Below are 13249 nucleotides of genomic sequence, written 5' to 3'. Positions count from 1 at the left end.
GCAACCCACCGACGTGCGAAGACCGCGGGGATCCAAGCCGGCGGCGTCCTTGCGCACGATGGCGGCATGCGTGTCTTCATCATGGCTTGGCATCGGCCACGATGGCCTGCGGTCGCCAATCCGCCGCCCAGCGCGACGGCCGCGGGCCCATCACGAAGTCCAGCGTGCCGCCGGCCATGATCTGCGGGTAGCGGATCATGGGGGCGTCGAGCGGCTTGCCGTTGAGCGTGGCCGACTGGATGTAGACGTTGCCGGGGGAGTTGCCCTTCGCGTTCACCGTGAAGGTCTTGCCGTTCGCCAGACGCAGCGTGACGCGGCTGAACAGCGGGCTGCCGATCATGTAGTCGGCGGAGGCCGGATTGAGCGGGTAGAAGCCCATGGCGGTGAATACATACCAGGCGGACATCTGGCCGCAGTCCTCGTTGCCGAGGATGCCGGTGGGGGTGTCCGAGTAAGCGTCACCGGCGATCTGGCGCACCCGCGCCTGCGTCTTCCATGGCGCGCCGACGAAGTCGTACAGGTAGCCGTAGTGGTGGCTGGGTTCGTTGTCGTGGTGGTTGTGGCCGCCGTTGAAATGCGCGTCCAGCTTCGCCTCGGCAGCGGCCGGCCCGCCCAGCAGTGCCACGGTGCCGGGGACGTCATGCAGCGCGGCGAACAGATAAACCCACTGGTCGCCCTCGGTCCATCCCTCGTCGGGCGAGGCCCAGGAGCCGTCGGCGTTCCTGGCCTGCATGAAGCCACGAGTCGGATTGAACAGCTTGCGGTAATCCAGTGAGCGCTTGAGGAAGTGCGCGTGGTCCTGCGCATGCCCGGTGGCCTGAGCCACCTGGGCCACCGCGTAGTCATCGTAGGCATCCTCCAGCGTGCGCGATACCGATTCGGCCACCTTGTCGGCAGGGACATAGCCCAGCTTCAGGGCATAGCTCAGGCCCGCGCGTGCCTCATACGGCGTATGCGGCTCGCGATCGAACCAGCGCCGTGTGGTGTCGCCCTCCGGCGGCGTGGTGGCGTCCTTGCGCACGGCCGCGTAGGCGCGTTGCCAATCGAAACCCTTGAAGCCCTTGGCGATCGCTTCGGCGACCAGTGAATCGGCATGGGTGCCGATCATGATGTTGGTGTAGGACGGATTGGGCCACTTGGGCATCCAGCCACCCTCGTCGGCATCCTGCAGCAGCGCCTTGACCATATCGTCGATGCGCTCGGGCGCGAACAGGGTCAGCAAGCTGTTCTCGGCGCGGAAGGTATCCCAGATCGAATAGTCGGTGTAGGAGACGCCCGCATGCACCTTGTCGTCGAACGCGCTGTAGTAATGCCCGTGCTCGGAGAACAGCCGCGGATACAGCAGCGCGTGATAGAGCGCCGTGTAGAAGACCCGTCGCTGCGGCGCATCCGCGCCATCGATGTCGACCCTGCCCAGCTGCTGGTTCCAGGCCGCCTTGAGCGCATCGCGCGTCGCCTCGAAATTCCAGGTCGGCAACTCCGCATCGAGGTTCGCCCGGGCCTGCGCCAGACTGATGAACGAGGTGCCGACCTGCGCCTCGACCGGTTGCCTCGAGGGCGTAGCGAAGGACACGAAGGCCCCGACGTTGTCACCCTCGACCCGCAGGTCGCCCGGCCGCACCAGCACACCCTCGTAGACGCTCTGCGCCGAAAACGCCTGCTTGAAGCGCACCACGAAATAGCCCTTGAACCGGGCCAGTTTCAGCGGCCCGAGGACGGCGTCCTGGCGGTCGGGGTTGTAGCCACGGACCTCACGCTTCAGCACGTCGACCTCGACGTAGCCGTGAATGCCCGGACGGGTCGCCTCGATAAGCACGCCGGGCCGGGATGTCGCCGGAAAGTCGAAGCGCAGGTAGCCGCAATGATCGGTCGCAGTCATCTCTGCGCGAATCTTGCGGCCATTCCCTGCGTCCATCGTCACCGCGTAGCCGTATGGTGTGGCCACCTCGTCCCTGCGCGAGAACGGCAGCTGCCGCGCCTCGGGCGCGTAGCGGAGCCCGTCGAGTTCCGGCATCAGGGTGACGTAACCGTAGTCGCCCATCCAGATGGCGGCCTGATGGGTGCCGATGAAACCCTGGATATGCGTGTCTGCGTAATTGTACGAGCTGACGCTGACACGGTTCTGCCGGGTCTGTGGAGTCCAGTTGGTCATGCCGAAAGGGGTGGTCGCCAGCGGCATGGTGCCGCCGTATTCGGAGCCGCTCCCGGCGGTGCCGATATAGGGATTGACCCAGTCGACCGGCGTCGTCGGCGCAGCGGAGGCGAAGGCCACCGTGGGCAGGATCAGCGCAAATAGAAGGCCGCTGATCGAGAGAGTACGGACTACCTTGTTACGCATCGGAGCAGCTCCTTAGTGACTGTGAGGCAGCCGCATGCATTGTCGCGCCTGGCGGTGTCGCGATGGGGTCGCGCGTTGAGGCGTCGCGGCGGAAGTTCGGGATCGCCGGTGTCGTCATGCCTGCACTTTCATGAAACGGGCCACCCCGGCGGCATCGGGCATCGCCGCAAAGGATCCACGCCGCGTCACCGCCAGCGCACCACAGGCACTGGCATGGCGCAGGGCGGCTTGCAGCCCCGACAGGGTGCCCACCCAGCGATCAAGGTCCGCGGCACGGACGTCCTGTCCGGCGAGCTGATGCAGCAAGCCGCCCACGAAGGCATCGCCCGCGCCGGTGCTGTCCACCGCATCGACGCGGTAGCTGGGCAACTCGCCTTTGGCGTCGGGATGGAACCAGCGCAGCGGTTGCGCGGCGTCGGTCACGATCAGCAGCCGCGTGGAACCGCGCCACAGCCGATCCAGCGCTGCATTCTCGCCCTCATCGGCGAGCCAGGCGAACTCCTCGGCGCTCAATTTCACGACGTCCGCCAGGTGCAGTGCCGGCCAGGACCACTCGCGTGGCTCGCTGTCGCGCGGCCACAACGCCGGGCGCAGGTTCAGGTCGAAACTGACCAGCGTGCCGGCACGGCGCGCGCGCCGCATGCCCTCCAGGGTCACGGCGGCCAGCTCCGGATCGGTCAGGCTATTGGAGCAGGCGTGGAAGGCCGCGGTGTCCTCGAACGCGTCATTCCGGAAGTGCCCGGCGCGAAACAGCAGATCGGCAGCCGGTGGACGGTAGAAGCTGAAACTGCGTTCGCCGCGCGCATCCAGCGTGATGAAGGCGAGCGCCGTGTTGGCGGCATCGGTACGGGCCACGTCCGCGGTATCGACGCCCGCCTGTTGCAAGCTGTCGAGCAGAAAATCGCCGAAGCGGTCCTGCGAAAGCATGCCGGCGAAACGGGCATGGCCGCCGAGTCGCGCGACCGCCACGGCAGTGTTGGCCGGTGCGCCGCCGGCGAACGGCCGGAGCTGCTGCGCAAAGCCCCGCTCGTCGAATTCCCCGGCATGCAGATCGATCAGGGCCTCGCCAAAGCAGAGGATGGAACGCGTCATCGATAAACCCCCATGGTTCGTGCCTGAGGACGCAGGCAGCGCGGCGTGCGATGGCGGCCCGGGACCGCCGCGCCAACGAGTGCGGCGCGGGACGGCCGGGCGAGCGGCATCGCTGCCGTTTCCTGGCTGCGCTCCGGACGGTTCCGGGCGATCCCCGGAATACAGCGATCGGGCTCAGTCGCCATTGATGTAGATCGGGTTGCCCACGAGCAACGGTTGATGGGCTGCGCCACGCACGCTGGCACGCAACCAATGGCGCTTGCCGTCGCTGGTCCAGTCAAAGGAGACGGACTGATGCCCAAGGTGGAGTGTCAGGTCGGCGCCGGGATGGATGACCTTGCCGTCCTCGATGATCTCGATCGCGCCGCCGGCAGGCGCCGTGACGTTGACCGTGAAGCGCACGGTGCCGCCTGCCGGAACGGCCAGTGCGTCGCCCATCTCCGCCGTCCGGTTTCCGCTGCGTGCGGTCAGATCCAGCAGGTGGTCGCGACTGCCCTGCACATCGATGAACACATGGCCGGCACGAATGGCCGCGAGGATGGATTGCATGGACAGGTCGCCGGCGTGCACCACGGTGGTGGGCGTGCCGACCACGCTGGCGTCCGGTAACGCCAGCGCGCGCCTGGCGTCGTGGTTGTCGCTGCCGCCGATGGCGGTAAGCCGATAGCCCTGATCGAGCAGGCTTTGCCAGAACGAAATGCCGGAGTCCGGCAAGACGGCGTCGATCCCGTTGACGGCCTCGATCGCCTGCACCTTGTGCAGATCCACGCCGCCCTTGGGCACCCAACCGCAGCCCATGCAGGTTTCGTCGTCCGGCCGGATCGGATGGTTGATCGAGATCAGCCCGTGCAAGGGTGCGACCTGCTGCAGCAAGGCATTCCAGTCCTGCTTGCCGTCGACGCGAAAATCCACCGGCGCGGTAGTACCGAACAGATTCGCGTGGCCCTGGAACGTGGTCAATTCGCGCGCGGGGATCAGCAGCAGTCGATCGAAGTACGGCTGCAGCTCGCGCATCGCGTTGGCCTGCGACACGGTGTTGTGATCGGTGATCGCGATGAAATCCAGCCCCCGGCCGACCGCATCCTGGACGGTGAGGAACAAGGGACAGGGCACCTCGTGCCCGCTCTGGCTGGCGCAACTGCCGTCGCTGTGCGCGGTGTGCATGTGCAGGTCGCCGCGATACCAGCCGGCGTCCCGGCGCAACGGCGGATTCAGCACGGCCGGTTCCCACGCGGGATCGTTTGGACGGCCAAACCACAGCTTGGCGGTGTAGTGCGCGAGGCTATGTTTGCGAATGTTCGGGATGCCCAGCAGCAAGGTCCAGCGACCCGGGTCGATCGGTCCGGGCAAGTACGCGGGGGTAGCGTCCGTGGCGGACACGGTGAACAACATCTTCGAGCCGCCGCTCCAGCCACGAAAGCCATCCTTCCCGCGAAAACCGTCCGGCCCGAGCAGGCCCAGATCGATCGTCGTGTGTTCGTCGTCGTGGCCGTTGTAATCGAACTGCACCGTAATGCGACGTGTCCCCGCGGGCACGTCGAACGGCAGCGTGCGGTAGGTCTGGTGGTCGGCCCCGTCCAGCGTGCCACGCAGCACCAGGTCGGGTTTTTCCTGCGTGGCCTGCACGCCGGTCGCGTGCGCGGCCCAGGGCAGTGGCATCAGGCCGGCCACGAGCAGGCCGACCAGAAGACGGCCAAGCCGATGGCGCAAGCTCATGGGTGCTTCCCTGCGGCAGCGGCATGGCATCTAGGAGCGCGCAGCGGATTGCAACGTGCCGCCTCGCCGCCGGGCAGTTGCACGCGGTAGTCGCCGAAGCGGGGGTCGGGCCATAGATAATCGGTGGAGATGTATTGCGCGCCGCTGGCGAAGGCGGCCTCACGCCGGCGCGGGTCGTTGCGCCGCGCCTCGACGGTATTCGCGTCGGCGCGGGTGCGGATCATGTAGCCGGCCGCGACGTCGCGGCCGATCCGCGCGGCCTCGGCCTGCGGATCGTTCAAGGTCAGGTAGGCTGCGGCGGGCGAGGCCTCATCCGTGTTGATGAACATCACCCGGCCCTCCAGCGAATGCCGCGCGCCGCGATACAGCGCAACCTTGGGCGGGTCCTCGTCGAGCACGAAGAACTCCTTGCCGCGCGCGGCGCCCAGGGTCGGCCAGCGCCCGGCCCGCACGGCCTCGCGCAGGGTGGGGTAGTCGCCCTGCACGTCATCCGGCGTGACCAGGTCAGCGGCGCCGAGCACCGTGCGGATCTCCGCATCCAGCGCATCGAACGCGGCCTCGGTAAAGCGTAGCGGGGTGACGGCGCCGGGGCCGCTGCGACCGTCCTTCGCATTGATCAGCAGCATGATCGGCACGTGCCGCGGATGCCTGCGCGACCAGTCGTGGATGATCATCAGGCAGGTGACGAAGGTCTGGCAGCTGCTGCGGAAATCGATGTCCGCCATGTGCATCACCTTGAAGCCCGGCTGCTGCATCTGCCGGGTTGCGACGGGCGACCACGGCGAACGTGTGTAGCCCTTGCGCAAGGCGCCTGGCGGATGCGTGTAATAGCCGCCGTGGGGGTCGTAATAGACGTCCAGTTCCAGCGTGCGTGCGCCGCGGTCGAGCTGCTCGCCGAGCGGGCGATGGCCATAGTCGATGCCGTCGGCCCTCGGGTCGCGGGCGCGATGCGCGGCCAGTTCGGCCGGCGGCATCGGCTGCTTGTAGCTGTTGTGAGTGCCGACGGCCTGCAGGTCGTTCATGTGCAGCGTGCTGTCCAGCGAGACCGGATCGCAGCCGCGTGCGGGTACTTCCAAGTCGCAGGCCGCCAGCACCGGCGCCCACGGCAGCAGCATGAGGGCGAAAGCGAGGATATATCGATGGGGGCGATTCGTCTTTTTCATGCGGACCGGACTGGCCGGGCGGTTTGCCGCCCGGCCAAACCCTCAGAACCGGTACATGACGGCGGCGCGATAAGCGCGGCCCAGCAACGGTCGGGCGATGAAGGTGTTTGCCCCTGCATCCGCACTTTGCAGTTCCCCCGCACGCGGGTTGCCCTCGGTGAGACCTAGCGAGTTGTTGATGTTGTCCGCATAGAAGTACAGCGAGAACGCCTGCGACACGTCGTAGCGCGCACTGGCGCCGAGCACGTTGTATGCCGGCAGCCGCACCGAGTTGGCCGTGTCGACGAAGCGCGCGCCCTCGCGCTCGTAGGCCAGCTGCAGGCGTAGCTTGCCGTCCAGCAGGTTCAGTCCGGGCACTACGCGGAAGCTCGTCTTCGGCACGCGGATCAGCTGGTTGCCGGTGTAGTTGCGCAGTACCGGGCCGGTGCTGCTCTTGTCGGTGTAGCTCAGGCCCTTGTACTGCGGGTCCTCCCAGGTGGCGGTGACCTGCACGTCGAACCAGTCCACCGGAAACCAGGTGCTTTCCAGCTCGATGCCGGTGGTCTTCGTGGTGGCATAGCCCTGCTGCGCGGTCGACGTGCCGTTGTTGGGGTCGAACACGTAGTTGTTGAAGCCGACGTTGTCGTACTTGGTGTAGAACGCAGTGGCGTAGAGATCGAGCCAGCGGTTGGAGAACTTGTAGCCGGCTTCGCCCAGCTTCATGGTCTGGATGATCGGCTTGGCGGCTGGGTTGGTGATGTAGCTGCTCAGGTTGGGCAAGCGGAACGCCGAGGTCCAGCGCGCAAATACGCCCGAGCGCTCGGAAAACTGGTAGTTCGTGCCCAGCGTCCAGCCCAGCTTGTGGAAGGTGTGGTCGTAGGACACGGTCTGGCCGGTGCCGGCCGAGATGGACGACGTGGGCAGCGTGCCCTGGTTCAGCGTCTGCTTCTGCTCGACCCAGCCCTTGGTGTTTACGTGCTCCGAGCGCACGCCGCCATCGATGCGCAGCGCGTCGGTGACCTGCCACTCGTCGGACAGGTAGAGCGCATTCGTCGCCGAGCTGCCGTTGGCGTTCTCCCACTCGTAGCCGTAGTGGTAGATGCCATGGTCGGTCAGCGTCCCCAGCGGGTTGCCGTTGGCGTCCACCGCCACCAGATCGAGCAGCTTTGCATTGTTCCGCACGTCGAGCAATGCGGTGGAGGAATAGCGGCCGAAGCCCTGGTTGAAGTGGGCGTAGTAGTAGCCCAGCGAGATGTCGTGGGTCTGCCCGCCGATGTCGAACTTGCGCAGCAGCCGCGTGTCGTTGATGAATTCCTGAAGCGGCATGGTGACGCCGCGCAGGCCGCCGATCACCATCAGTCCGTTGCCGTTCTGGTTCTTGTTGTCGAACACCTGCGAGGGGTTGTTCGCATAGCGCAGCTGCACGCCGGCGGTGCCGGCCGGCAAGTACGGTTGCCACGCGGCGCGGTTCGCCGCCGAGGTCAGGAAGCTGTCGGCGCTCATCAGCGTGTTGGGGAACATGCCGTTGCGCTGGGTCTTGGTGTCGTCGTAGCGCATCGACTCGGCCAGCTTCCAGCCCGCACCGAGGTCATGGTCGAACTTCAGGGTCAGCTGGTCGCGCTTCACGTGCGTGCCCTCGCTGTTGTCGAAGTCGTACAGGCTGCCGTCGCCTTCCTTCATCATCACGTGCTCGGTCTCCGGACCGGCCAGCGTGCCGAAGTTGCCGTCGAAGCCGGGCACCGCCTTGATCTTGCCGTTCGGATAGGTACGCATCGGGATGCCCAGGTACAGCGCGACGTTGTCGTCCATGTGCTTGTAGTCGACGCTGAAGCGGCCGTGCTCGAAATCCTTCGACAGGTTGACCCGCACCTGGCCGCCGTCGTTCGCGTGGAAGCCCGGGTCGCGGATGCCGTCGTCGACGCGATAGAAGCCACCCACGCCGAGCTTCCAGCCATTGCCGACCGGGGTGCCGTACCAGAAGTCGGCGCGGTTCAGCCCGTAATCGCCGACGGTGTACTTGAACAGGCCGTCCGGCGTGTCGCCGACCCGGCGCGGGATGAAGTTGATCGCACCCGCCGGTGCGTTCGAATAGAACACCGACGACGGGCCGCCGCGCACCACTTCGATCCGCTCGATCGTCTCGTCCAGGCGGAACGCCTGATCGGCGTTGAGGTAACCCAGTGCCGGATCGTGCTGCACCGGGATGCCGTCTTCGAGCAGGGTCACCGAGCCGAAACCGTCGACCGGGATGCCGCGCGCGCGGATGTTGCCACTGGCCTCGCCGCCGGAGGCTTCGACCCAGAAGCCGGGCACTGACTTCATCGCCTCGGTGACGGAGGTGGGCGCCTGCATGCGCAGCCGATCCTCGTCGATCGTGGTGATCGAGTAGCTGGTCTCGGCCTTGGTGCGCGTCTCCACACCTGAACGTGCGGTGACGACCACACCGTTGAGCGTCTTGGCCTTGGTCTTGTCGGCGCTGGAAGCCGCCGCGTTCGAGTCAGGGGTACTGCTGTCCTGGGCGAAAGCAGGCGCGGCGCCGGCTAGCAGCATGCTGCCGAGCAAGGCAGTGCGAATCGCACGGCTGATGGTTTGGGGACGCATCGCGAATCTCCGGTGGGATTGTTGGGACGGCTCGACGTGTGGACACGAGACAGATGGAGCGAGTGACGTGCGTTGAAGCTCACGACGCCATGGTTGTTCCGACCGATGGCGTCGGTGTGACAGAAGCGGGAGTGCGTGTGCTTGCATCGGCATCAGCCTGGCGCGCTGCCGAACGACGGCGGCCGGTCGGCCAGCGCGGCGCCGAAGCGCTCGTTCGGCTCCGCGCCCATGTCGAACGACAAGGTGCCGCCGGCGCTCAGTTCGGCGTGGCTGATCCAGCTGCGCGTCCATGGCCGGCCGTTCCACGAGATCGACTGGATGTACGGGCGGTTCGGCCCGTTGCCCCGGCTCTCCACCGTAAGCACGCGACCCTGGCCGACATCGATGTCAGCGTGGTCCAGCAGCGGGCTGCCGAACACGTAGTGGGCGCTGACCGGATCGACCGCGTACAGGCCCAGTGCGCTCATCACGTACCACGCACTCACCTGGCCGCAATCCTCGTTGCCGGCGAAGCCGTCCGGTGCTGCGCTGTACATGGTGTCCAGCAGCATGCGCACGCGCGCCTGGGTCTTGTGGTGCGCCCCTGCGTAGGCATACAGATAGGCCATGTGATGGCTCGGTTCGTTGCCATGGGCGTACTGGCCGACCATGCCGGCGATGTCCGCCGGCGCATCGGCAGGCAAGCCGGGATCCGCGTTGAACAGTTCGTCCAGCTTGCGCTCGAAGGCGCCTTCGCCACCGAACAGGCGCATGTAGGCATACAGGTCGTGCTGGTTGAGGAAGGTGGCCTGCCAGGCGTTGGATTCGGTGAAGTCGCGCCATTGCTTCGAGTGACCCATGCCGCGCGGATCGAACGGTTCCAGCCACGCGCCGCCGCTGCCGCGCGGACGCATGAACGAGTGCTCGGGATCGAACAGGTGGCGATAGTTGCGCGAGCGCTGGCGCAGTTGCTCGGCGTCCGCGTGCGCGCCGGCAGCCTCGGCGAGATGCGCCATGGCCCAGTCGTCGTAGGCGTACTCCAGGGTCTTGCTGACGGCTTCGCTTTCCTTGTCGCTGGGGATGTAGCCCAGCTGGCGGTAGTGCGGCAGGCCGCGATAGTCGTCATCCATCGCGCGTTTGCGGAATACCGGCCAGGCACGCGCGTAATCGATGCCCTGGAAACCCTTGGCGTGCGCCTCGGCCAGCACCACGGCGGAGTGGTAGCCGATCATGCAGCCGGTCTCCACGCCTTGCAGCGGCCACACCGGAGGTCCCTCCGGGCTTTCGGCGGCCATCCGCACCAGGCCGTTGACCAGGTCCGGCACGCGCTCGGACTGGTACAGGGTGAGCAGCGGATGCTGCGCACGATAGGTGTCCCACAGCGAATAGGTGCTGTAGTTGTGCTGCCCTTCCGGCAGTGGGTGCACGGCCTGATCCATGCCGCGATAGCGCCCATCGACGTCGCTGAACAAGGTCGGTGCCAGCATGGTGTGGTACAGCGCGCTGTAGAAGGTTCGCAGCACCGTTTCGGACGCGGTTTGCACGCGGATGCGGCCCAGTTCACGCTCCCAGCTGGCCGCGGCGGCGTGCTGCACCTGCTCGAAATCCCAGCCGGGTATTTCCGCCTGCAGGTTGCGCAGTGCACCGTCGGTATCCACCGCCGAGATGCCGACCTTCACCAGCAGCGGCGCCCGGCCGGCATCGGCGTAATGCAGCGCGGCCTTGAGCTTGTTGCCCTTCGCTGCATGCGCGGAGCGGGGCAGGCGCTTGTCGTCGACATACAGTGCGGCATGCTTGAATGGGCGCGACAGCTTCATCGCAAAGTAGAGGTGTCGACCCTGCGCCCATTCGTGCACCCGACGGCTGCCGACCACGGTGTCGTTGCCTACCACCCGCAACTCGGCCTCGGTGACCTTGGCAGGCTGCGCCGGATCGGTGTGATAGCCGTGGGCGAGATCCAGCAGTAGATGCCCGGCGCCGGGCCGCTGGAAGGTGTAGCGATGCAGGCCCGCACGCAACGTGGCCGTCAGCTCGGCGAGAATGTCGTGATCGGTCAGGCGTACCCGGTAGTAGCCTGGCTGCGCGCGCTCCGAAGCACGTTCGTAGCGCGACCGATAGCCATGCCCAGGATGGACGTCGTTGTCCGGCGACAGCAGTGGCGCGGTGCTCGACACGCCGTCGTGCTTTGAATGGTAGTTTTCGTTCGGCAGACCGCGGCTGCCCGGCTGCAGCCGTACCGGACCCTGCGTGGGCATCAGCAGCACGTCGAGCATGTCGCCAATACCCGTGCCGCTGAGATGGGTGTGCGAAAAACCCATGATCGAGCCGTCGCCCTGGTGATAACCCGAGCTGGCATCCCATCCGCTGTCGTGGGTGTCGGGGCTGAGCTGCACCATGCCAAACGGCAGCGAGGCGCCCGGATAGGTGTGCCCATGCCCACCGGTGCCGGTGAATACATCGACGTAGCGGACCCATCCGTCGACTGCCTGCGCGCCGCCTTTGACCACGGAGGACGTCCGGTCAGCGGTGGCAGCGAAAACCGCCTGCAGGCCTGGCCGGCCGCCAAGCAACGCCAGTGAGGTCGCGCCTTGCAGGAACTGTCTGCGGGTGACCATTCACGCTCTCCCCCATACGCAAATCGACGACAGAAAAGGGCACTGCACCAACGTGATCGCACCGGGATCCCCGTAACGGTGCCGCGTCGGCGGAGCAAGGATGCGGGCGTCCGCATGCATTTGCAACTTGCATTGCACAAAACAGATATGGTGGAAATTAACTTCTGTTGATGACGAGACGATGACCGATGCCGCCTGAGCGCATGAAAACCATGTTGAGCAAGGTCAGTGGGTCGGCATGGCGAACTGCGCGCCGAGGCTGGCGGCGTCGACCAGCCAGCGTTGTGTGACCGCCTTCTGGCGGGTGTAGAAGCGCACAGCTTCGGTGCCGTGGGCGTGGTGGTCGCCCAGCAGGCTCTTCTTCCAGCCGCCGAAGCTGTGGAACGCCATGGGCACCGGAATGGGTATGTTGATGCCGATCATGCCGACCTGCACGCGATGGGCGAACTCGCGTGCCGCGTGGCCGTCACGGGTGAAGATCGACGTGCCGTTGCCGTATTCGTTTTCGTCGACGAGCCTGAGCGCGCTGGCGAAATCCGGCACCCGCACGATGCACAGCACCGGCCCGAAAATCTCGTCACGGTAGATGCGCATGCCGGGGGTCACGCGGTCGAACAGCGTGCCGCCCAGGAAGTAGCCGTTTTCGCGACCGGCCACGCGGCAGCCGCGCCCGTCGACCACCAGCTCGGCGCCGGCGGCGACGCCGTCGTCGATGTAGCTGGCGACTCGTTCGCGGTGCTCGGCGGTAATCAGCGGCCCCATCTCGACCTGCTCGTCCATGCCGTCGCCGATGCGCAGAGCACGCACCTTCGGTGCCAGCCGTTCGACCAGCGCATCGGCCGTCGCGTCACCGACCGCCACCACCACCGAGATCGCCATGCAACGCTCGCCCGCCGCGCCGTAGCCGGCGCCGATCAGCGCGTCGGCCGCCTTGTCCAGGTCGGCGTCCGGCATCACCACCATGTGATTCTTGGCGCCGCCCAGCGCCTGCACGCGCTTGCCGTTTGCCGCGCCGCGCGCGTAGATGTATTCGGCGACCGGTGTGGAGCCGACGAAGCTTACGGCGCGCACGCCGGGGTGATCCAGCAACGCATCGACGGCGCCCTTGTCGCCCTGCACCACGTTGAAGACGCCGTCCGGCAGGCCCGCCTCCTTGAGCAGTTCGGCCAGCAGCAAACTCATGCCGGGATCGCGTTCGGACGGCTTGAGCACGAAGCAGTTGCCGCAGGCGATCGCCATCGGGAACATCCACATCGGTACCATCGCTGGGAAATTGAACGGCGTGATGCCGACGCAGACGCCCAGCGGCTGGCGCATGGTCCAGGCGTCGATGCCGTTGGCGATCTGCTCGGTGTAATCGCCCTTAAGCAGTTCGGGAATGCCGCAGGCGTACTCGACCACTTCCATACCGCGCACCAGTTCGCCGCGGGCGTCGGAGACCACTTTGCCGTGCTCGCGGGTGATCACGGTGGCGAGTTTGTGCATGTCACGCTCGAGCAGTTCCTTGAAACGGAACATCACGCGCGCCCGCTTCAACGGCGGCGTCTGCGCCCACGCGGGGAACGCGGCCTCCGCGGCTTTGACGGCGGCATCCACCTCGCCCGGCGTGGCCAGCGCCACCGCACCGGTCTGCGCACCGCTGGCGGGATCGTAGGAAGGCACGCTGGCGCCGCTGCCGCTGAGATGGCGGCCGCCGACGTAGTGGCCGATCGTCTTGATCGAAGTGCGTTCGGAAGTGTGTACGGACATTTTCGTATTCCTCGGTG

Annotated in this window: 7 protein-coding genes; all 7 read right to left on the bottom strand. The window is 66.5% G+C overall.

Annotated features, from left to right (window positions below):
• Window positions 1–79: 79 nt before the first annotated feature.
• Window positions 80–2338, bottom strand: coding sequence for a GH92 family glycosyl hydrolase (locus ACFPME_RS10685; RefSeq protein ID WP_377305018.1), 2259 nt, complete (start codon window positions 2336–2338; stop codon window positions 80–82).
• A gap of 114 nt (window positions 2339–2452) precedes the next feature.
• Window positions 2453–3430, bottom strand: a complete 978-nt coding sequence (locus ACFPME_RS10680; RefSeq protein ID WP_377305016.1) for a carbohydrate kinase family protein — start codon at window positions 3428–3430, stop codon at window positions 2453–2455.
• Window positions 3431–3604: 174 nt separating this feature from the next.
• A complete protein-coding gene (locus ACFPME_RS10675) occupies window positions 3605–5146 on the bottom strand; it encodes a CehA/McbA family metallohydrolase (protein ID WP_377305013.1) in 1542 nt (513 codons plus the stop codon).
• Complete coding sequence (locus tag ACFPME_RS10670; protein WP_377305011.1) at window positions 5143–6309, bottom strand: phosphatidylinositol-specific phospholipase C1-like protein; 1167 nt, start codon at window positions 6307–6309, stop codon at window positions 5143–5145. Before ACFPME_RS10670 ends, ACFPME_RS10675 begins: the two co-directional genes overlap by 4 nt.
• A gap of 42 nt (window positions 6310–6351) precedes the next feature.
• The gene (locus ACFPME_RS10665) at window positions 6352–8889 is read right to left on the bottom strand and encodes a TonB-dependent receptor (RefSeq protein ID WP_377305009.1); all 2538 of its coding nucleotides are present in this window, start codon (window positions 8887–8889) and stop codon (window positions 6352–6354) included.
• 152 nt (window positions 8890–9041) lie between these two features.
• On the bottom strand, window positions 9042–11483 hold the full coding sequence (locus ACFPME_RS10660) for a GH92 family glycosyl hydrolase (RefSeq protein WP_377305007.1): 2442 nt from the start codon (window positions 11481–11483) through the stop codon (window positions 9042–9044).
• A 225-nt stretch (window positions 11484–11708) separates the two neighbouring features.
• On the bottom strand, window positions 11709–13232 hold the full coding sequence (locus ACFPME_RS10655; protein ID WP_377305005.1) for a CoA-acylating methylmalonate-semialdehyde dehydrogenase: 1524 nt from the start codon (window positions 13230–13232) through the stop codon (window positions 11709–11711).
• Between the last annotated feature and the right edge of the window lie 17 nt (window positions 13233–13249).

The organism is Rhodanobacter umsongensis (assembly GCF_042654965.1).
GTDB lineage: Bacteria > Pseudomonadota > Gammaproteobacteria > Xanthomonadales > Rhodanobacteraceae > Rhodanobacter > Rhodanobacter umsongensis.
The sequence above is the reverse complement of the archived record's forward strand: the minus strand, read 5'-3'. Positions and strand labels throughout refer to the sequence as shown.